Here is a 20,460-nt window from a genome sequence, read left to right as displayed (position 1 = left end):
CTAAAGGCCCTGTTGATCCGCCCGGACGCCAACTCCCGTACGCCGCAGGTCCTGAGCCGGATCGGGGTGCCCGTACTTCTCCGCGTACGTCCGCGCGGCCGCGACCGCCTCCGGATGCAGCGCGGAACCGGCGGCGAGGGTGCGCGGCAGCAGCTCCCGCTCGGTCGTGGCGGACCTGAACTGGAGAGCGACGGTGACCTCGTGGTCCGGCCGGTGCAGCACCTCGACCGCGTCCCCGGCCCGCACCTCGCCCGGCTCGATCACCCGCAGATACGCCCCCGGCGCCCCGCCCTGAGTGAACCGCCGCACCCAGCCCTTCTCGCCGAGGTGACCGGCGAACGTACGGCACGGGATCCGCGAGGACGTCACCTCCAGGACGACCTGCCCGCCGACCCGCCACCGCTCGCCGATCCGCGCGCCGGACACGTCCACCCCGGACGTCGTGAGGTTCTCGCCGAACGCGCCGTGCGCCAGCGGCCGGCCGAGCTCCCGCTCCCAGGCGTCCAGGTCCTCGCGCGCGAAGGCGTACACCGCCTGGTCGTCGCCGCCGTGATGCCGCAGGTCGGCCACCGTGTCCCCGGCGAGCCCGCTGCCGAACGCGCCCTTCGGGCCGGGCGCGGAGATCCTGACCGGCCCGTCGACCGGCTGCTTGTCGATACCGGTACCGCCCGACGGCGCATCCGTGTACTCCACGGCCCTGAGGCGGCCCGCATTCACCGAAAGAAGCTTCATACCCCGCACGTTAGGCGCCCCGACGTCAAAGCGTCGAAGCATTAATCCCGGCCTGCCCCAAGAGTGGCTTATGCTCTACGCATGATCGAGGCCCGTCATCTCCGCGTGCTCCGCGCCGTGGCCGCCACCGGTTCCTTCTCCGCGGCGGCCCGCGAACTCGGCTGCACCCAGCCCGCCGTGAGCCAGCAGATGAAGGCCCTCGAACAGTCCACGGGCACCCCGCTGCTGATCCGTACGGGCCGCGAGATGCGGCTCACGCAGGCCGGAGAAGCCCTGGTCAGGCACGCCTCGGGCATCCTCGCCGGACTCACCGCCGCCGAGGAGGAGGTCGCCGCGATCGCCGGTCTGCGGGCCGGCCGCGTCCGCCTCGTCTCCTTCCCCAGCGGCAGCTCCGCGCTCGTGCCGACCGCGCTCGCCGCCCTCCGCGCCGCCCACCCCGGCACCCGCGTCTCCCTCGTCGACGCCGAACCGCCCCGCTCGGTCGAGATGCTCCGCGAGGGCGACTGCGACGTGGCGCTCGCCTTCCGGTACGACGGCGCGCACGCCGCGGAGGACTGGAGCGACCTGGTCGTCCGGCCGCTGCTCGCCGACCGGCTCGTCGGCCTGGTCCCCGAGCGCCACCGCCTCGCCCGCTCCGCCTCCGTCGCGATCGCCGAGCTCGCCGACGAGCCCTGGATCGCGGGCTGCCCGCGCTGTCGCCGCCAGCTGGTGGAGGTCTGCGAGGGCGCCGGCTTCACCCCGCGCATCGACTTCGCGACCGACGACTACCCGGCGGTGATCAGCCTGGTGGGCGCGGGTCTCGGCGTCGCCGTACTGCCGGAGCTCGCGCTGGAGTCCGTACGCCCCAAGGGGGCGCGCGCGGTCGCGGTGGAGCCCGCCGTGCGCCGCGAGATCGTCGCGCTCACCCTGCCCGACCTGGAGCAGGTTCCGGCGGTGGCGGCCACGCTCGACCACCTCGCGAGGGCCGCGACCCGCTGAGCGGCAGCAGCGCAGACCGGCTGCCGTGTTTGCGTGGACCGGCTGCCGCATCCGAGTGGACCGGCTGCCGTGTCTGAGTGGACCGGCTGCCGCATCCGAGTGGACCGGCTGCCGTATCTGAGAAGAAACGTTCTTTCCGTGCCCTGCTGAGCTCGGGTCAGTGCACCGGGCTGCCCGCGCCGGACGCCGCCGACGCCGTGACCAGGCGGTTGCGCGCCCGCCCCATGAGTTCCTCGCGCTCGTCCTCGGTGAGCCCGCCCCAGACGCCGTAAGGCTCTCGTACCGCCAGCGCGTGCGCGGCGCACTGGGCGCGCACCGGGCACCTCATGCAGACCTCCTTGGCCGAGTTCTCACGTGCGCTTCGCGCGGCGCCCCGTTCGCCCTCCGGGTGGAAGAACAAGGAGCTGTCCACCCCGCGGCAGGCCGCCAGGAGCTGCCAGTCCCACAGATCGGCGTTCGGTCCGGGAAGGCGGGAGAAATCTGCCATTGCTTGTCCCCTTGCAACCTCTGTCGAGCGGATTCTGGACCCATGACCGTACATCTACTGTCTGAGTAGATGAAAATATGACTCATGGCGAATCTAGTCACAGACACCAAGAAAAGGGAAGAAAAGCCGCTAAATGGGGCATAGCTTCAGGCAAAACTTCGGTGACCTGCGGTAGCGGTGCCGTGTCCGACCGCTCACGTAGAGTGTTGAAGATGGGTCGCCGACCCGTAACTCTTTCGAGTGACCGTCGTTGAGAGTGCGAGGCGGTTGAAAACAGAAGCGCTCGGGCAGGTGTCCGAGGGCGTCAATCGCACAGGTGACGATTCGTAACCAGCCTGGAGGCTCAAGGTGACGCGCAGCAGCTGTGAGAGCCGCGGGGGACAGTCATGACTTCCGTCCTCGTCTGCGACGACTCCCCGCTTGCCCGAGAGGCGCTCCGACGCGCGGTGGCGACCGTGCCCGGCGTAGAGCGCGTGACGACGGCGGCCAACGGCGAGGAAGTCCTCCGCCGCTGGGGCGCCGACCGCTCGGACCTGATTCTGATGGACGTACGCATGCCCGGTCTGGGCGGCGTCGAGACGGTGCGCCGGCTGCTCTCGGCCGACCCCGGCGCCCGGATCATCATGCTGACCGTCGCCGAGGATCTGGACGGCGTCGCGCTCGCGGTCGCCGCCGGTGCCCGCGGCTATCTGCACAAGGACGCCTCGCGCGCCGAACTGCGGGCCACGGTCACGCAGGCCCTCGCCGACCCGACCTGGCGGCTCGCCCCGCGGCGGCTGCGGTCCGCCGAGATGGGCGCGGCGCCGACGCTCACCGCGCGTGAGATCCAGGTCCTCGAAGGCATGAGCCACGGCCGCTCCAACGCCGAGATCGGCCGTGAGCTGTTCCTCTCCGAGGACACGGTCAAGACGCACGCGCGCAGACTCTTCAAGAAGCTCGGCGCCTCGGACCGCGCGCACGCCGTGGCGCTCGGCTTCCGCTGGGGCCTGGTCCGCTAGGCCGTTGGGCCAGGGCCTGGCAGTGCGTCGCCGCCGCGCGGGTTCCGTGTCGTCGCCTGTGTGTCCCGTCCGCCGCCGCGCGGACGGGACGCGGCCTGACCTGCGGCGCGGACGGCTCGGACCGTGCCGTGCCGCGTTTCCCGCGCGATGCCGCATCCTTGAGGTGTGGAGTTCCTCGGGGACGATTCGATCGAGCGGGAGGGGAGGGCGCAGGAGATGAGTTCCGGCGCACCTGCTCATAACGCTTCGGTGCACAACTACGGACGCGGTGCCGCGGATCGGCAGACGCCGAGGCACCATGGACCGATGCGTGACGACGAGGCTGCTGCTGCCCCAGGGGCCATCGGTGCACTCGTACGACGCGCGGTCGACGGTGACGAGCAGGCCACGCACGACCTCCTGGCCCGCGTGCACCCCCTCGCGCTGCGCTACTGCCGCACCCGCCTGTCCCGACTGCCGGGTGACGCACGGCACTTCGTGGAGGATCTGGCCCAGGAAGTGTGCGTCGCCGTGCTGCTCGCGCTGCCGCGCTATCGCGACACCGGCCGCCCCTTCGAGGCGTTCGTCTTTGCCATCGCCGGGCACAAGGTCGCCGACCTGCAGCGCGCCGCCATGCGCCATCCCGGTTCCACGGCCGTGCCGTCCGATGAGATGCCGGAGCGGCCCGACGACTCCCTCGGCCCCGAGGAGCGGGCGCTGCTCAGCAGCGACGCCGAGTGGGCCAAGAAACTCCTCGCCAACCTTCCGGAGAACCAGCGCGAGCTGCTGCTGCTCCGGATCGCCGTCGGGCTCACCGCCGAGGAGACCGGGCAGATGCTGGGAATGTCACCGGGAGCCGTCCGCGTCGCGCAGCACCGGGCGCTGAGCAGGCTGCGGGCCCTCGCGGAGCAGTGAGCGGGCCTCGCGGAGCAGTGAGCGGCCTTCGCGGAGCGGTGAGCGGCCCTCGCGGAGCGGTGCGGTGGCCGCAGCTCGGCGCTGCTTCGTCGTAGGAACGTACAACGATCGCCGTTCGCTGTGGTGGGATGGTGGAATGAAGTGGTCGCGCGGGCCGTTAGCATGGTGGTCCGCGCCTGGCAAGAGCATTGGGGAAGGTGTCATGAGTGACCACGTCGACGGAGCACCCGAGAAATTCGCGATGCTCGGGCTGACATACGACGACGTCCTGCTGCTGCCGGGCGCCTCCGAGGTGCTGCCGAACAAGGTGAGCACCGCTTCGCGCGTCTCGCGCAACGTCTCGGTGAACCTTCCGCTGCTCTCCGCCGCGATGGACAAGGTCACCGAGGCCCGCATGGCCATCGCCATGGCCCGTCAGGGCGGCGCCGGTGTGCTGCACCGCAACCTCTCCATCGAGGACCAGGCCAACCAGGTCGACCTGGTGAAGCGCTCCGAGTCCGGCATGGTGACCGACCCGATCACGGTCTCGCCGGACGCGACGCTGCGTGAGGCGGACGAGCTGTGCGCCAAGTTCCGCATCAGCGGCGTGCCCGTCACCGACGGCGGCGGCAAGCTCCTCGGCATCGTCACCAACCGCGACATGGCCTTCGAGCTGGACCGCTCGCGCCAGGTCCGCGAGGTCATGACGCCGATGCCGCTGGTCACCGGCAAGGTCGGCATCTCCGGCGAGGACGCCATGGAGCTGCTGCGCCGCCACAAGATCGAGAAGCTGCCGCTGGTCGACGACTCCGGCATCCTCAAGGGCCTCATCACGGTCAAGGACTTCGTGAAGGCCGAGAAGTACCCCAACGCCGCGAAGGACGCCGAGGGCCGCCTGGTCGTCGGCGCCGCGGTGGGCGTCGGTGACGAGGCGTACGACCGGGCGCAGGCCCTCGTCGAGGCCGGCGCGGACTTCCTCGTCGTGGACAGCGCGCACGGCCACAGCCGCGGCATCCTCGACATGATCGCCAAGCTGAAGACCAACATCAACGTCGACATCGTCGGCGGCAACGTCGCCACCCGCGAAGGCGCCCAGGCGCTGATCGACGCCGGTGTCGACGGCGTGAAGGTCGGCGTCGGCCCGGGCTCCATCTGCACCACGCGCGTCGTCGCGGGCATCGGCGTCCCGCAGGTCACCGCGATCTACGAGGCAGCCAAGGCCTGCCACGCCGCGGGCGTCCCGCTGATCGGCGACGGCGGCCTGCAGTACTCCGGCGACATCGCCAAGGCGATCGCCGCCGGTGCCGACACGGTGATGCTCGGCTCGCTGCTCGCGGGCTGCGAGGAGTCGCCGGGCGAGATGGTGTTCATCAACGGCAAGCAGTTCAAGTCGTACCGCGGCATGGGCTCGCTCGGCGCGATGCAGTCCCGCGGCCAGGCCCGCTCCTTCTCCAAGGACCGGTACTTCCAGGACAACGTCCTGTCCGAGGACAAGCTCGTGCCCGAGGGCATCGAGGGCCAGGTGCCCTACCGCGGCCCGCTCTCCTCGGTCGCGCACCAGCTGGTCGGCGGCCTGCGCGCCTCCATGGGGTACGTGGGCTCCGCCGACATCCCGGAGCTCAAGGCCAAGGGCCGGTTCGTACGGATCACCTCGGCCGGGCTCAAGGAGAGCCACCCGCACGACATCTCGATGACGGTCGAGGCGCCCAACTACGCGCGCCGCTGACCGTCTGGGAACATATCGGGAGCACGCTTGAGGCCCGTGGGTACTACGCCCGCGGGCCTCGGCGTGTGTGTCGGGGATACTGGAAGACGCAGACCGGAGAGTGGAAAGGCCACACAACGTGACTGAGATCGAGATCGGGCGCGGCAAGCGCGGCCGCAGGGCGTACGCGTTCGACGACATCGCCATCGTGCCGAGCCGGCGTACGCGGGACCCGAAGGAGGTCTCGATCGCCTGGCAGATCGACGCCTACCGTTTTGAACTGCCGTTCCTCGCCGCGCCGATGGACTCCGTCGTCTCCCCGCAGACGGCGATCCGCATCGGCGAGCTGGGCGGCCTGGGCGTGCTCAACCTTGAGGGTCTGTGGACCCGTTACGAGGACCCGCAGCCGCTGCTCGACGAGATCGCCGAGCTGGCGCCGGAGGCCGCGACCCGCCGCCTGCAGGAGATCTACGCCGCGCCGATCAAGGAAGAGCTGATCGGCCGGCGCATCAAGGAGGTCCGCGACTCCGGTGTCGTCACCGCCGCGGCCCTCTCCCCGCAGCGCACGGCCCAGTTCTCCAAGGCCGTCGTGGACGCGGGCGTCGACATCTTCGTGATCCGCGGTACGACGGTCTCCGCCGAGCACGTGTCGGGCGCCGCCGAGCCGCTGAACCTCAAGCAGTTCATCTACGAGCTGGACGTCCCGGTGATCGTCGGCGGCTGCGCCACGTACACCGCCGCGCTGCACCTGATGCGGACCGGCGCCGCGGGTGTGCTCGTCGGCTTCGGCGGCGGCGCCGCGCACACCACGCGCAACGTCCTCGGCATCCAGGTCCCGATGGCGACCGCCGTGGCCGATGTCGCCGCCGCGCGCCGTGACTACCTCGACGAGTCCGGCGGCCGGTACGTCCACGTCATCGCCGACGGCGGCGTGGGCTGGTCCGGCGACCTGCCGAAGGCCATCGCCTGCGGTGCGGACTCGGTGATGATGGGCTCCCCGCTGGCCCGTGCCACGGACTCGCCCGGCAAGGGCCACCACTGGGGCATGGAGGCCGTGCACGAGGACGTGCCGCGCGGCAAGAAGGTCGACCTGGGCACGGTCGGCACGACCGAGGAGATCCTCACCGGTCCCTCGCACTCGCCCGACGGTTCGATGAACTTCTTCGGCGCCCTGCGCCGTTCGATGGCCACGACCGGCTACAGCGAGCTCAAGGAGTTCCAGCGGGTCGAGGTGACGGTCGCGGACTCGGTGCACAGCCGCTGAGCCGCTGAAAAACAGCACTGCAGGGCCGGACCGCGCGACGCGGTCCGGCCCTCCCTTTGTAGTGACGTTTTTCGCGTTGTAGCGCCAGTTTTCGTCACAACCGGTGGGCCGCCCCGATCGGCGTCGCGCCCCGGGTGTCCAGCAGCAACTGGGCCTTCACGGCAAGGCTTTGCAGGTCGTACGTGCGGTGGGGCTGGAGCAGGACCGTCAGGTCGGCGTCGGCGGCCGCTTCGTAGAGGGAGTCGGCGCGGGGGACGGGGTGGCCGAGGACGTTCCAGTGCGGGACGTACGGGTCGTGGTAGCTGATGGCGGCGCCGAGTTCCATGAGGCGGGTGGCGATCTCGTGGGCGGGGGAGCCCTGTTGGCCGGCGAGGTCGGGCTTGTAGGTGACGCCGAGAAGCAGCACACGCGCGGCGCGCGCCGACTTGCCGTGCTCGTTGAGGAGGGTGGCGGCGCGCTGGATCACGTACTGCGGCATGCGGTGGTTGATCTCCTGCGCGAGGCCGACCATGCGCAGCGGGTGGCCGGGGGTGCGGCTGTGGTGGGGCAGGTAGTTGGGGTCGAGCGGGATGCCGTGGCCGCCGACGCCGGGGCCCGGGCGGAAGGCCTGGAAGCCGAACGGCTTGGTCTCGGCGCAGCGGATCACGTCCCACAGGTCGACGCCCAAGTCGTGGCAGAGCACGGCCATCTCGTTGACCAGGGCGATGTTGACGTGCCGGTAGTTGGTCTCCAGGAGCTGCACCGTCTCCGCCTCGCGGGGGCCACGCGCGCGTACGACCTTGTCGGTGAGGCGGCCGTAGAACGCGGCGGCCGACTCGGTGCAGGTCGGGGTGAGGCCGCCGATGACCTTCGGGGTGTTGGCGTAGCCGTGGGTGCGGCTGCCGGGGTCGAGGCGGCCGGGCGAGTACGCGAGGTGGAAGTCGCGTCCCGCGCGCATGCCTGAGCCCTCTTCGAGGACCGGGCGGACGACGTCGTCCGTGGTGCCCGGGTACGCGGGCGACTCCAGGATCACCGTGGTGTGCGGGCGCAGCCGGGCGGCGAGGGTGCGGGCCGCCTCGGCGACCTGGCCGAGGTCGAGCGCGCCGTCGGGGCCGAGCGGGGTCGGGGCGCAGATGACGGCGGTGCGCACCCGGCCGAGCTCCACCGGGTTCGCGGTCGGCCGGAAGCCGCCCGCGAGCATTCGGCGCAGGTCGGCCGCGGTCAGGGTGCCCTCGTCGGCGGGCAGCCGGCCCGCGGCGAGGTCGGCGCTGAGCGGCGGGTCGTACGCGAGGGTCTCGATCCCGGACGCGACGGCGGCCTGGGCGAGGGGCAGGCCGAGATGTCCGAGTCCGATGACGGCGAGATCTGCGGGCATGGCGTGGGCCGTCCTTCCCAATAGCCGGAACGGGAGGAGTGCGCAAGCCCTGTGGACAGAGTGGACCAGCGCAATGTCAGGTTAGGAGTAAATATGACCGTTATGCGGCATTGCTTGGCCGCGGACTTCGGAGTGTTGTCCACAGGCGGTGGCTGAAGTCCGTGACTGCGGACAGAATCGACGTTGTGAGCCCGACCACACGGGGGCGACGGGAGGCAGCAGTGAGGACAGCGACACTGGGACCGGCCGAGCGCGCGGAAGCGCTTGCGGCCATGGCTGAGCGGGAACTGGACGTGCTGGTCGTCGGCGCGGGCGTGGTCGGCGCCGGCACCGCGCTCGACTCCGTCACCCGGGGCCTCTCCACCGGCCTCGTCGAGGCCCGCGACTGGGCCTCCGGCACATCCAGCAGGTCGAGCAAGCTCATCCACGGCGGCCTGCGCTATCTCGAAATGCTCGACTTCGCACTGGTGCGTGAGGCACTCAAGGAGCGCGGACTCCTGCTCGAACGCCTCGCCCCGCACCTCGTCAAGCCCGTCCCGTTCCTCTACCCGCTGCAACACAAGGGCTGGGAACGGCTCTACGCCGGATCCGGCGTCGCCCTCTACGACGCCATGTCGATGTCCCGCGGGCACGGCCGGGGCCTGCCGATGCACCGTCACCTCAGCCGCCGTCGCGCCCTGCGCGTCGCGCCCTGCCTGCAGAAGGACGCGCTGGTCGGGGCGATGCAGTACTACGACGCGCAGATGGACGACGCCCGTTACGTCGCGATGATGGTCCGCACCGCCGCCGCGTACGGCGCCAAGGTCGCCAACCGCGCCCGCGTCACCGGCTTCCTGCGCGAGGGCGAACGGGTCGTCGGCGCGCGGGTGGAGGACGCGGAAGCAGGCGGCGCGTACGAGATCAGGGCCCGCCAGATCGTCAACGCCACCGGGGTCTGGACCGACGACACCCAGGCCATGGTCGGCGAACGCGGCCAGTTCCACGTCCGCGCCTCCAAGGGCATCCACCTGGTCGTCCCCAAGGACCGCATCAACTCGACCACCGGGCTGATCCTCCGCACCGAGAAGTCCGTCCTCTTCGTCATCCCCTGGGGCAGGCACTGGATCATCGGCACCACCGACACCGACTGGGACCTCGACAAGGCCCACCCGGCCGCCTCCAGCGCGGACATCGACTACCTCCTTGAGCACGTCAACTCGGTGCTGGCACTACCCCTCACGCGGGACGACGTACAGGGCGTGTACGCCGGGCTCAGGCCGCTGCTTGCCGGGGAGTCCGACGCCACCAGCAAGCTGTCCCGCGAACACACCGTCGCCCACCCGGCTCCGGGCCTCGTCGTCGTCGCGGGCGGCAAATACACCACGTACCGCGTCATGGCCAAGGACGCCGTGGACGAGGCGGTGCACGGGCTCGACCAGCGGGTCGCCGACTGCGTCACCGAGGACATCCCGCTCATCGGCGCCGAGGGCTACAAGGCCCTGTGGAACGCCCGCGCCCGCATCGCCGCCCGCATCGGCCTCCATGTGGTCCGCGTGGAGCACCTGTTGAACCGGTACGGGTCACTCACCGAGGAAATCCTCGACCTCATCGCCGCCGACCCGTCCCTCGGCGAACCCCTGCAGTACGCCGACGACTACCTGCGCGCCGAGGTCGTCTACGCCGCGTCGCACGAGGGCGCCCGGCACCTCGACGACGTACTGACCCGGCGTACCCGCATCTCCATCGAGACCTTCGACCGCGGCACCCGCAGCGCACGCGACTGCGCGGAACTCATGGCGAAGGTGCTCGGCTGGGACGCGGACCAGATCGACAGAGAGGTCGAGCACTACGAGAAGCGGGTCGAGGCAGAGCGGGAGTCGCAACGCCAGCCGGACGACCTGACGGCTGATGCGGCGCGGTTGGGGGCGCCGGACATCGTGCCGTTGTGACGGGCTGAAGCTGGATGAGGGGGATGTTCGACATGGCGGAACTTGGGGCGGTCGCCTGGCCGCCCGCCTCGGTCAGGACCGAACGGCTCGTGCTCCGCGCGTCCGAGGCCCGGGACCGCTCGGCGTTCATCGAGCTGTTCGCCTCACCCGCGGTGCACACCTACCTCGGTGGTCCGCGGCCGCGCGACGAGCTCGAACAGGCGGTGCCTGACGTGCCGGGGCGGCGGCCCGGGCTCTTCGTCGCCGAACGCGGCGGAGCGATGGTGGGTGTGGTCACGCTCGATCGGCGCGACGCGGAACGCCCAGGCCATGTCCGGCCGGACGCGGCGGAGGCCGAGCTCGGCTATCTGTTCCTTCCGGAGGCCTGGGGGTTCGGATACGCGGCTGAGGCGTGCGCGGCGGTGCTCGACTGGTTCGCCGGTGTGCTGCCCGGCGAGCCGGTGGTGCTCTGCACCCAGATCGCCAACGAGCGCGCTCTGCGCCTCGCGGCGAAGCTGGGGTTCGCCGAGGCGGGACGGTTCGAGGAGTTCGGGGCGGAGCAGTGGTTCGGGGTGCGGGACGGGTCGGCCGGAGGGTATGGCGGGGCGGGTGGGGCTGGTGGGGCTGGTTCGGTGTGGGGCGTCAGTTCTTCGGGGGTGACCGGGGGCAGAACTCGGTCTCCAGGAGGGATCGCCTGAGCTTCTCGGCGGTCGGCGAGGGGGACCAGTCGGTGTTCAGGCGGTACGTGAGGACGTGGTGGCCGCCTCGGGTGGCGACGCTCTCCGCGTACGACCCGGGGATGCGGCCGTTGTGGCCCCAGACGGTTGTGCAGGACAGCTTCGTGGGCATCAGGCCCAGGCCGTAGGCGCCGTCGGAGGGGCGGGTGTTGCGCATGGCGGAGAGTTCGGAGGGCGGCAGGAGCTTGCCGGAGAGGAGGGCGGAGTAGAAGCGGTTCAGGTCGTCGAGGGTGCTGATGGCCTCGCCGGCGGCGCCCGCGCCCGAAGGGTCGATCTCCGTGACGTCCTTGGCGGAGGCGGGAGTTCCGGAGTAGCCGCGGCCGTGCGGGGCGGGCAGGTGGCGGTCGGTGCCGGGGAAGGACGTGCCGGTCAGGCGCAGCGGGGTGAGGATGCGGCGCCGTGCCTCCTCGGCGTAGCTGTTGCCCGTGACCCGCTCGATGACCAGGCCGAGGACGATGTAGTTGGTGTTGGAGTACGACCAGTCGCTGCCGGGCGGGAAGAGGGGGCGGTGGGCGAGGGCGGTGCGGAGGAGTTCGGTGGGGGTGTGGCTGCGGTCGAGGTCCGTGGCGGGGGAGTCAGGCGCGTCCGTGTACGGGTACAACCCGCTTGTGTGGCTGAGGAGCTGCCGCAGGGTGAGGTGGCGGCCGTCGTTGCCGTGGCCGCGTATGAGGCGGGGCAGGTGGCGTTCGACGGTGTCGTCCAGGGTCAGCCTGTGTTCGGCGGCGAGCTGCAGGACGATCACGGCCACGAAGGACTTCGTGATGCTGCCTATGCGGAAGTGATCCTTGCGGCTGATGGGGCGGTTGGTGGCGGTGTCGGAGGTTCCTGTCGCTGCGTAACGGCTCGTGGTGCGGGCGGTGGTCGTGAGCCGGGAGAGGGCTGCGGCTCCCGGGGCGGGGGCGCTCGCGGCGAGGGGCGGCAGGGAGGAACGCAGGGAGGAGTGCAAGGAGGAGTGCATGGAGGAGTGCATGGAGGGGCCTGGTGCGGGGCCTGGTGCGGGACCCGGGGCGGGACCCGGGGCGGGGCCCGGGGCTGAACTCGGGGAGGGAGGGGGGTCGGAGGGCAGTGGGGGCACGGCTGCCACCCCGATCGCCACAACTCCCACCAGGCCCCCACGAACCCACCCGCGCCACGTGCGCGACCGGTGGCCCTGGTGCGGGGCTGGGGTGGGTGAGATGTGAGAGGGGTGTGAGAAGTGCTTGTCGGTCATATCGGTCCCTTGGTCCGCACCGGCCCATCATCGCGCGGACCCGGGCCTTCCCCGACCCCGGGCATGAGAGACAATGGACGCTCTGCCAGGGCGGGTTGATTGCAGAGGGGACGCATGTCGGAGGCTGAGCAGCCGCAGGAGACCCAGGAGGCCGAGGAGGCCCAGGGGCGCCTCCTCGCGGGTCGGTACCGGCTGGGAGAGATGCTCGGCCGCGGCGGCATGGGCACGGTCTGGCGCGCGGTCGACGAGACGCTAGGCCGCACGGTCGCCGTCAAGGAGCTGCGCTTCCCCTCGGCCATCGACGAGGACGAGCAGCGCCGGCTGATCACGCGCACGCTGCGCGAGGCCAAGGCGATCGCCCGGATCCGCAACAACGGCGCGGTCACGGTCTACGACGTGGTCAACGAGGACGACCGCCCCTGGATCGTGATGGAGCTGATCGAGGGCAGCTCGCTCGCCGAAGTGGTGCGCCGGGACGGCCATCTGACGCCGCACCGCGCCGCCGAGGTGGGCCTCGCCGTGCTCGACGTGCTGCGCGCCGCCCACCGCGAGGGCATCCTGCACCGGGACGTGAAGCCGTCGAACGTGCTGATCGCGAAGGACGACGGCCGGGTGGTCCTCACGGACTTCGGCATCGCGCAGGTCGAGGGCGACCCGTCCATCACGTCGACCGGCATGCTCGTCGGCGCGCCCTCGTACATCTCGCCGGAGCGGGCCCGCGGCCACAAGCCGGGCCCCGCGGCGGACCTGTGGTCGCTCGGCGGTCTGCTGTACGCGGCCGTGGAGGGGGTGCCGCCGTACGACAAGGGGTCGGCGATCGCCACGCTCACCGCGGTGATGACCGAGTCACTCGAACCGCTGCGCAACGCGGGCCGCCTGGAGAAGGTGATCTACGGGCTGCTTGAGAAGGACCCGGACCTGCGGCTCGACGACAAGGGCGCGCGGGCCCTCCTGAACGACGTGATCCACGCCCCCGAGGACGACGTGGAGCCCGCCGACGACCCGGTCTCCGCGACCCGCGTCGTACCGCTGCCCGAGGCGCCCGGTGCGGCCGGGACACCCGGTGCGGCCGATGCGGCCGATGCGCCCGGGCAGAGCGGCCCGCGGCGCAGCGACGCGGCGGCGGAGCGGCTGCGCGGCGCGCTGCGGTCGGTGCGCAACGCGGCGGCGGCGTCGGCGGCCGCGTCGAAGTCCCGTACAGGCGCGTCCGGTACGGGCGACTCCGGTACGAGTGAGTCCGGTACGGGCGGCTCCGGTTCGGGCGGCTCCGGTACGGGCGGCTCCGGTTCGGGCGGGGGCGGAGGGGCCGTGTCCACGCGTGCGGCGCTCACCGATGTCGTGCCGAAGCGGACGCTGCTCGTCGTGGCGGTGGTGGTCGCGCTGGCCGTACTCGGCACGGTGTTCGCGGTGGCGTTCAACGGCGACGGGGGCGCGTCGGGCCAGGGCGGGACCAAGGACGAGGCGTCCACCTCGGCCGGTTCCGGCGGTGGCCAGGACAACGGCAAGGGCGCGGGCGAGGACAAGCCCGCCGACCCGGACCCGGGCGCGGACCAGGGCAACGGCGGCGAGGCCGACGACGACGAGGCCGACGACGGCAAGGGCACCGGCGAGGACTCCGGCAGGGGCGAGGACGACGGCAAGGACGACGGGGCCACGGAGGACGGGATTCCGGCCGGGTACGAGCAGGTGTCGAGCGGGCCGTTCATGTTCGCCATGGCGATGCCGGAGAAGTTCCGCCGCACCGGCACGGCCGGGCAGAACTCCGGCGCCATCTACAGCGAGAACGGCGGATTCCCGCGCGTCCAGGTCGACTTCAACCGCCACCCGGGCAACGACGCGGCGGACGCCTGGCGCCAGCTCAGGCAGGCCGTCAGCGGGAGCATGCCCAACTACCGGCACATCCGCATCACGGAGGTCGAGTTCAACGGCTACCCGACCGTCGCCGACTGGGAGTTCGAGCGCGACCAGCAGGGTCAGCGGGTGCGGGTCCTCAACCGGGGCTTCAAGGTCGACGCCGACCGCGGCTACTCGATCATGGTGACGTGCAAGGCCGGCGCGTGGGACGAGAAGGAGTGCAAGACCCTGCGCGAAACGGCCTTCAAGACCTTCGAACCCAAGGACTGAAGCCCCGAGGTGCGCGGGCCCGGTTGCCGAGACACCGCGGCGGGCCCGGCCGGGGCCACGTATCGTGAAGGTTCGGGGAGTGTTCGGGGAGTGATACGGCGTTCGGCGCAGGGGTGTTGAGCTGCGCGCCGACGGGGAGGCGACGTGGACGACTATGCGGGCCGGGTGCTCGCCGACCGCTACCGCCTGCCGCTGCCGCCCTCGGACGCGTACGAGTTCGCCGAGACCCGCGCCTTCGACACGTTCAGCGGGCAGGAGGTACTGGTCCGCCAGATCCCCTTGCCGGAGACGGTCGACGCGGAAGTGGTCGAAGAGGGGGCGTACGCGCGGGGCCACGAGGACGCGTACGGCGGGTACGAAGGCGGGTACGGCGGGTACGGCGGGTACGGCGGCGGGCGGTCGCACGACCGGATCCGCAGGCCCGCGGATCCGGCCGTGCGGCGGGCGATCGAGGCGGCGCAGGCCGCCGCGCAGATCCCCGACCACCCGCGCCTCGACCAGGTCTTCGACGTGTTCGCGGAGGACGGTTCGCTGTGGATCGTCAGCGAGCTGGTGGCGGCGCTGCCGCTCGCCGCGCTGATCGCCGAGAAGCCGCTCACGCCGTACCGTGCGGCGGAGGTCGCCTCCGAGGTCCTGACCGCGCTGCGCGCGCTGCACGCGCACGGCTGGGTCCACCGGAACATCACCATGCGGACGGTCCTGGTCTGCGACAACGGCCGCGTCATGCTCACCGGGCTCGCCACGGGCGCCGCGGAGGAGGCGCTGTGCGGATACGACCCGGTCCCGGAGGCCGTGTCCGCTGCCGTATCCGTTGCCGTATCTGATGCCGCATCCGATGTCGTATCCGACGCCGCATCGGACGTCGGCCCGGCGGAAGGTGCCGGGCCCGCCGCGGCGCCGGACGTGCCGGGGCCGCGCCGGGAGGCCGTGCCGGGACCTCCCGGCCGCATAGCCGACCCGTACGGGGTGGCGGCGCGGCCCGACGAGCGCCGGCCCAAGGGCCCTGCCACCCCCCTGGCCGCCGAGCGCGCGCGCCAGGCGCGGATGAACGTCGTCGGAGCGGTCGCCGAGCGCTGGGCGCCCGAGCAGGCCGGGCCGGTGCACGAGAACTGGCAGTTGGCGGCGCCGGTCGGGCCGGCCACCGACCTGTGGGCGCTCGGGGCGCTGCTGTTCCGCGCGGTGCAGGGGCATGCCCCGTACCCGGAGGACAGCGCGTACGAGCTGGTGCAGCTGGTGTGCGGGGAGCCGCCCGCGTTCGCCGAGGAGTGCGGGGCGCTGCGTCCCGTCGTGGAGTCGCTGCTGCGCCAGGACCCCACCGAGCGCCCGGACTTCGAGGAGCTGCGCGGCTGGCTGCGCTCCCTCGTCCGGTCGGCGCCGGAGCCCGAGGCGGGCCGGAACGTGGTGCCGTCGCCGCCCTTCGACCGCACGAAACTGCCCGTCGTACGGCGCCGGGGCGAGCTGGTCCGCAGGCGGCGGGCCGGGCGGCACAAGAGCCGGCACCGGCGCGGGGCGCAGCCGGTCGAGGCGGCTGGGGCGACCGGCGCTGTCTCGGCGGACCTCCAGGAGCAGTACCGGTCGTACGAGCCCCGACGGCCGGCCCCGAAAACGGCCCGTGCCGGGAACGGGCGGGCCCCGAAGCGCCTGGGCCGGGTGCTGCTCGCCCTGATTCTGCTCGGACTCGTGGCGGCGATCGCGTACGCCGTGCTGTTCATGCCGAAGGCCGAGCCGGGCGGAAGCGAAGGTTCCGACGGCAGCGGGCGCACCGGGCAGGCAGGCCCGGCGAGTTCGGCGCCCGCCGAGCCGGACGAAGGCGGGCAGGACGGCCCCGGCGACGGCAACGCGGAGTCGCCGACCGCGCAGCGCCCCGACCCGCAGTCCTCGAACCCCGACGAACCCGACGACCCCGACGGCCCCGGCGGCCCTCGCGACCCCGACATCCCCGAGGGCTTCGAGCTGCGCAAGGACCCCGAGGGCTTCCGCGTGGCGGTGGCGAAGGGCTGGCAGCGCACGGGCCCGACCGGGCGCGGCCAAGTGATCTACGCGGACGGGGCGTTCGAGCTGATCGTCGTGCCGGGGCGGGACAAGGCCACGGGCAGCAGCAGCGATCCGCTCTACTACCAGCGGGAGCGCGAGGCCGAGCTGCAGCCGTTCCGGGACTCGACGTGGGCCACGTCGACCGGCATGCGCCGCATCGAGGTCGGCGGACAGGTGCGCGCCGAGGGCCAGTTCACCTGGACGGACGACGACGGCACCGAGGTGTACGTACGCAACGCGGCGCTGCTGATCGACGGGCGGTACCACGTGGTCCTCGTGAAGGGCCCGGAGTCCGAGCGGGACGAGGTCACGCGGCTGCACGAGCAGGCGGTCGCCGCGTACCGCCCGGAGAGGTGAGCGGAACCCCGGCTCGCCCCCGGACCCGGTAACGCACCACCGGCTTCCGGACGGTGCGGCGCGTTCCCTACGCTTGGCCGGGAGATGGACGGGCGGGGGATCGTGGATCAGACCGAAGGCACGGCACAGGGCGACGTACTCGCGGGGCGATACCGGCTCGCCGAGTGCCTCGGGCGCGGCGGCATGGGCAAGGTGTGGCGGGCTCACGACGAGGTGCTGCACCGCACCGTCGCCGTCAAGGAGTTGACGGCCGCGCTCTACGTCTCCGAGGCCGACCGGGCGGTGCTCCTCGCGCGTACGCAGAAGGAGGCGCGGGCGGCGGCGCGGATCAATCACTCGGCGGTCGTGACGGTGCACGACGTGTTCGAGTACGACGAGCGGCCCTGGATCGTCATGGAGCTGGTCGACGGCGGCTCCCTCGCGGACGCGCTGCAGCGGCGCCGGCGGGTCGAGCCGGTCGAGGCCGCGCGGATCGGCGCGTGGGTGGTGCGCGCGCTGCGCGCGGCGCACACGGCGGGCGTGCTGCACAGGGATGTGAAACCGGCCAATGTGCTGCTCGCGCGCGACGGCCGGGTGCTGCTCACCGACTTCGGCATCGCGGCCATCGAGGGCGACTCGACGATCACCAGGACCGGTGAACTCGTCGGCTCCCTGGACTATTTGGCGCCCGAGCGGGTACGGGGCGCCGATCCGGGTCCGGCGGCCGACCTGTGGGCCGTGGGCGTGCTGCTGTTCGCTGCGGTCGAGGGGTACTCGCCGTTCCGCCGGCAGTCGCCGCTGGCCACGATGCAGGCCGTGGTGGTGGACGAGCCGGGCATACCGGAGCACGCGGGTCCGCTCGCGCCGGTGATCGCGGCGCTGCTCGGCAAGGACCCGGAGGTGCGGCCCGACGCGGACCGGGCCGAGCAGCTGCTCGCGGAGGTCGCGGAGGGGCGCAGGCCGTCGGCGGCCCAGGAGTACGTGGCCACGCGGCGGTACGACAGCCCACCGGCCAACGCGTTCCCCGCGCCGACGCCCACGCCCACGCCGACGCCCACGCCCACGCCGACGCCCACGCCCACGCCTATGCCCACGCCGACGCCCGCTCCCACTCCGCCTCCCACACCGGCACCGGTGGCGGCACCCGTACCAGCCGAAACACCCCCGACCTCGACTCCGACGCCGACCTCGACTCCGACGCCGACCCCGACTCCGCCCCCGACCTCGCAGCGCCCCCGGCGGCGTTGGCGTACCGCGCTTGCCGTGGTCGTGGCGGCCGGACTGGTCGGCGCGGGCGCGGCGTTCGGGATCCTGGAGTTCGCCGACCGCGGCGGCGCACAGGGCCCGGGCAGTACGCGGGGCGGCGAGGAGCGCACGGCCGGCGCCGTGCCCGATGACTGGGTGCGCGTCAAGGACGACGTCGCGGGCTTCAGCCTCCTCCTGCCGCCGGACTTCAAGCGCCAGACCTTCGGCGACCAGATCGACTACACCCCGGACAACGGCCGCCACCTGCTGCGCATCGGCATCAGCAAGACGCCTCCGCACGAGAACTCGTATGTGCACGTCATCGATCTGGAGAAGCAGGGCATGGGGCGGCTGCCGACGTACGAGCGGGTGCGGTTGGAGTCCAACACCTTCCGCGGAAACCCGGGCGCCATCTGGGAGTTCAGCTGGACCGAGACCGAAGGCGTCGGCAAGGGCGAGCGGCGGGCGATCGACCAGTTCTACATTGCGGAGGACGGCACCGAGTACGCGATCTACATGGCCGGACCGGCGGCGGACTGGGAGAAGACCCGGCGGCAGTTCGAGCATGTGCTGCGCGGCTGGCGGCCGTGACGGCGCACGCCGGTGACCTGGAGCCATGAGCGCCGGTGACCTGGAGCCATGAGCGCCGGTGACCTGGAGTCATAAGCAGAGTGGCCGACACCCATAGCCTCGGCGGCAGTCCGTCGTGACGTGAGGGATTGACCGTACGGGTGTGCGGCATGATGAAGTCATGGCGAGCGCGAGCGAGCGGGGCAACAGCCGCTTGATAGCGGGCCGTTACCGGTTGGGGGAGCAACTGGGCCGGGGCGGCATGGGGATCGTCTGGCGTGCCACGGACGAGCTCCTTGCCCGGCAGGTGGCCGTCAAGGAGGTCGTCCTCGACCCCTCGCTCTCCTTCGACGAGGCGCGGCAGCTGCGCGAGCGGACCCTGCGCGAGGCGCGGACGATAGCGCAGATCCACCACCCGCACGTGATCGTCGTGTACGACGTGCTCGTCCAGGACCGGCGCCCGTACATCGTGATGGAGCTGATCGAGGGCGGCTCGCTCGCCGACCGGCTCGACGGGGACGGCCCGCTCGGCACCGAGGAGGCGGCGCGGCTCTGCCTCGCGCTGCTCGGTGCGCTGCGCGCCGCGCACGGCGAGGGCGTGCTGCACCGCGACCTCAAGCCCGGCAACGTCCTGATGGAGGCCGCGTCGGGCCGCGTGGTGCTCACGGACTTCGGGATCGCACAGGTCGCCGGGGCCTCGACGCTCACTGAGCACGGCTCGTTCGTCGGCTCGCCGGAGTACACCGCGCCGGAGCGGATGTCGGGCGGCGCTGCCGGTCCCGAGTGCGATCTGTGGTCGCTCGGCGTGCTGCTGTGCGCGGCGCTCACCGGCCGGTCGCCGTTCCAGCGGGACACCCTCGGCGGGATCATCGCCGCCGTCATGATGGAGGACCTGCACCCGCCGAGCGCCGCGGGCCCGCTGCTCCCGGTCGTACGCGGGCTCCTGGAGCGCGACCCGGAGCGCAGGATCGACGCGGCCGAGGCGGAACGGCTCCTTCGGGCGTACGTGGAGACGGGCGTCGTCCCGTACGCACCCGGGCGGCGCGGCCTCCCGCCCGCCCTCGCGCCACTGCGCACCGCCGTCCCGCGCCGCAGCGCCGTCCCGGCGGGCACCCGCCGTACGGTCGGCGCGGCGGGCACCACGCGCGCGTGGCGGCGGAAACGGCTGCCACGCGCGCGTGCCGCACTGCTCGCCGGGATCCTGGTGGCGGTGCTCGCGGGCGCCGGGGCGGCGGGGGTGCTGCTGCTCGACGGGGACGCCGACCGGGACGACGGCAGGCCGCACCCGTCGGACACGCTCGGCACCCACACGCCCAGCCACACGCCCAGCCGCACGCCCACGCCCACGCCCACGCCCACGGTCACGGTGACGCGGGTGCCGACCGGCACCGGCTCCGCACCCGCCGGGTACCGCCTGGTGCATGACCCGGCGGGGTTCTCCCTGGCCGTGCCGGAGGGGTACGTGCGGGAGGCCGAGGCGCCGCGGATCCTCTACGGCTCGCCCAAAGGGGCCGTCCGGATCGGGGTGCGGGAGGCGGAGCCCGTACCGGGAGGGCCGCTCGGGGCGCTGCGCGAGGCGCACGAGCGGGGGCCGCGCACCTACGCCGGGTACCGCGCGGGCGCGGCCTCCGGGACCCGGCACGACGGACATCCCGCCGCCCGCTGGGAGTTCACCTGGGACGGCCCGGACGACGGCTGGGGCGCGCGCCGCGAGGTGCACGTGGCGTGGGAGGAGGCCGGGCGGATGTACGAGCTGTCGGTGTCGGCCCCGGTGGGCCGCGCCCAGGAGGCCCGGGGCCACCTCGACCGCGCGCTGTCCACGTTCACACCGGCTCCCTAGGTCAAAACCCCCATAAGCCGCTGAACCCGACTGTCCTGGTCACGGGTCAGTGACCGCTGTCGTACC

At 72.4% G+C, this 20,460-nt stretch carries 14 protein-coding genes and 1 pseudogene; 11 read left to right on the top strand and 4 right to left on the bottom strand.

Annotated features, from left to right (window positions below):
- A complete protein-coding gene (locus QIS99_RS05680; protein ID WP_282511089.1) occupies positions 1 to 732 on the bottom strand; it encodes an MOSC domain-containing protein in 732 nt (243 codons plus the stop codon).
- An 81-nt stretch (positions 733 to 813) separates the two neighbouring features.
- On the opposite strand from QIS99_RS05680, the gene QIS99_RS05675 reads away from it, so the two are divergent.
- A complete protein-coding gene (locus tag QIS99_RS05675) occupies positions 814 to 1,710 on the top strand; it encodes a LysR family transcriptional regulator (protein WP_282511088.1) in 897 nt (298 codons plus the stop codon).
- A 157-nt stretch (positions 1,711 to 1,867) separates the two neighbouring features.
- Here the strand turns inward: QIS99_RS05675 and QIS99_RS05670 are convergent, their stop codons facing one another.
- Complete coding sequence (locus tag QIS99_RS05670) at positions 1,868 to 2,197, bottom strand: WhiB family transcriptional regulator (RefSeq protein ID WP_282511087.1); 330 nt, start codon at positions 2,195 to 2,197, stop codon at positions 1,868 to 1,870.
- Positions 2,198 to 2,583: 386 nt separating this feature from the next.
- Here QIS99_RS05670 and QIS99_RS05665 point away from each other — a divergent pair, with 386 nt between their 5' ends.
- From QIS99_RS05665 to QIS99_RS05650, 4 genes are all read left to right on the top strand, one after another.
- On the top strand, positions 2,584 to 3,195 hold the full coding sequence (locus QIS99_RS05665; RefSeq protein WP_003948568.1) for a response regulator transcription factor: 612 nt from the start codon (positions 2,584 to 2,586) through the stop codon (positions 3,193 to 3,195).
- 306 nt (positions 3,196 to 3,501) lie between these two features.
- On the top strand, positions 3,502 to 4,089 hold the full coding sequence (locus QIS99_RS05660; RefSeq protein ID WP_282511086.1) for a sigma-70 family RNA polymerase sigma factor: 588 nt from the start codon (positions 3,502 to 3,504) through the stop codon (positions 4,087 to 4,089).
- A 202-nt stretch (positions 4,090 to 4,291) separates the two neighbouring features.
- Complete coding sequence (guaB, locus tag QIS99_RS05655; protein WP_282511085.1) at positions 4,292 to 5,794, top strand: IMP dehydrogenase; 1,503 nt, start codon at positions 4,292 to 4,294, stop codon at positions 5,792 to 5,794.
- Positions 5,795 to 5,912: 118 nt separating this feature from the next.
- Positions 5,913 to 7,037, top strand: coding sequence for a GuaB3 family IMP dehydrogenase-related protein (locus tag QIS99_RS05650; RefSeq protein WP_282511084.1), 1,125 nt, complete (start codon positions 5,913 to 5,915; stop codon positions 7,035 to 7,037).
- A 94-nt stretch (positions 7,038 to 7,131) separates the two neighbouring features.
- On the opposite strand, the gene QIS99_RS05645 is transcribed toward QIS99_RS05650, so the two are convergent.
- Positions 7,132 to 8,391: a nucleotide sugar dehydrogenase gene (locus QIS99_RS05645; protein ID WP_282511083.1), complete on the bottom strand. Its 1,260-nt coding sequence runs from the start codon at positions 8,389 to 8,391 to the stop codon at positions 7,132 to 7,134.
- 221 nt (positions 8,392 to 8,612) lie between these two features.
- On the opposite strand from QIS99_RS05645, the gene QIS99_RS05640 reads away from it, so the two are divergent.
- Entirely contained in the window at positions 8,613 to 10,319 is a 1,707-nt protein-coding gene (locus QIS99_RS05640) for a glycerol-3-phosphate dehydrogenase/oxidase (RefSeq protein WP_282511081.1), read from the top strand.
- Between the two features lie 32 nt (positions 10,320 to 10,351).
- Positions 10,352 to 10,885, top strand: a pseudogene (locus QIS99_RS05635) (GNAT family N-acetyltransferase); the annotation flags it as partial.
- A gap of 55 nt (positions 10,886 to 10,940) precedes the next feature.
- Here the strand turns inward: QIS99_RS05635 and QIS99_RS05630 are convergent.
- The gene (locus QIS99_RS05630) at positions 10,941 to 11,993 is read right to left on the bottom strand and encodes a serine hydrolase domain-containing protein (RefSeq protein WP_282511079.1); all 1,053 of its coding nucleotides are present in this window, start codon (positions 11,991 to 11,993) and stop codon (positions 10,941 to 10,943) included.
- Positions 11,994 to 12,359: 366 nt separating this feature from the next.
- Between QIS99_RS05630 and QIS99_RS05625 the strand changes: the two genes are divergently transcribed.
- The 4 genes from QIS99_RS05625 to QIS99_RS05610 all read left to right on the top strand — a co-directional run bounded on the left by QIS99_RS05625 (position 12,360) and on the right by QIS99_RS05610 (position 20,394).
- Positions 12,360 to 14,369, top strand: coding sequence for a serine/threonine-protein kinase (locus QIS99_RS05625; protein WP_282511077.1), 2,010 nt, complete (start codon positions 12,360 to 12,362; stop codon positions 14,367 to 14,369).
- Positions 14,370 to 14,513: 144 nt separating this feature from the next.
- Positions 14,514 to 16,760, top strand: a complete 2,247-nt coding sequence (locus QIS99_RS05620) for a protein kinase domain-containing protein (protein WP_282511076.1) — start codon at positions 14,514 to 14,516, stop codon at positions 16,758 to 16,760.
- An 84-nt stretch (positions 16,761 to 16,844) separates the two neighbouring features.
- Positions 16,845 to 18,575, top strand: a complete 1,731-nt coding sequence (locus QIS99_RS05615; RefSeq protein ID WP_282511075.1) for a serine/threonine-protein kinase — start codon at positions 16,845 to 16,847, stop codon at positions 18,573 to 18,575.
- Between the two features lie 160 nt (positions 18,576 to 18,735).
- Positions 18,736 to 20,394 (top strand): serine/threonine-protein kinase, encoded by a 1,659-nt coding sequence (locus QIS99_RS05610; RefSeq protein WP_282511073.1) that lies wholly within the window; start codon positions 18,736 to 18,738, stop codon positions 20,392 to 20,394.
- Positions 20,395 to 20,460: the final 66 nt, after the last annotated feature.

Source organism: Streptomyces solicavernae, assembly GCF_029968095.1.
Taxonomy (GTDB): domain Bacteria; phylum Actinomycetota; class Actinomycetes; order Streptomycetales; family Streptomycetaceae; genus Streptomyces; species Streptomyces solicavernae.
This window is presented reverse-complemented; position numbering and strand designations above follow the sequence as displayed.

Coding starts and splice junctions, on each gene's coding strand:
- QIS99_RS05660 (WP_282511086.1), top strand. CDS start 3,502: ATGCGTGACGACGAGGCTGCTGCTGCCCCAGGGGCCATCGGTGCACTC.
- QIS99_RS05665 (WP_003948568.1), top strand. CDS start 2,584: ATGACTTCCGTCCTCGTCTGCGACGACTCCCCGCTTGCCCGAGAGGCG.
- QIS99_RS05615 (WP_282511075.1), top strand. CDS start 16,845: ATGGACGGGCGGGGGATCGTGGATCAGACCGAAGGCACGGCACAGGGC.
- QIS99_RS05645 (WP_282511083.1), bottom strand. CDS start 8,391: ATGCCCGCAGATCTCGCCGTCATCGGACTCGGACATCTCGGCCTGCCC.
- QIS99_RS05625 (WP_282511077.1), top strand. CDS start 12,360: ATGTCGGAGGCTGAGCAGCCGCAGGAGACCCAGGAGGCCGAGGAGGCC.
- QIS99_RS05675 (WP_282511088.1), top strand. CDS start 814: ATGATCGAGGCCCGTCATCTCCGCGTGCTCCGCGCCGTGGCCGCCACC.
- QIS99_RS05630 (WP_282511079.1), bottom strand. CDS start 11,993: ATGCACTCCTCCTTGCACTCCTCCCTGCGTTCCTCCCTGCCGCCCCTC.
- guaB (WP_282511085.1), top strand. CDS start 4,292: ATGAGTGACCACGTCGACGGAGCACCCGAGAAATTCGCGATGCTCGGG.
- QIS99_RS05610 (WP_282511073.1), top strand. CDS start 18,736: ATGGCGAGCGCGAGCGAGCGGGGCAACAGCCGCTTGATAGCGGGCCGT.
- QIS99_RS05680 (WP_282511089.1), bottom strand. CDS start 732: ATGAAGCTTCTTTCGGTGAATGCGGGCCGCCTCAGGGCCGTGGAGTAC.
- QIS99_RS05670 (WP_282511087.1), bottom strand. CDS start 2,197: ATGGCAGATTTCTCCCGCCTTCCCGGACCGAACGCCGATCTGTGGGAC.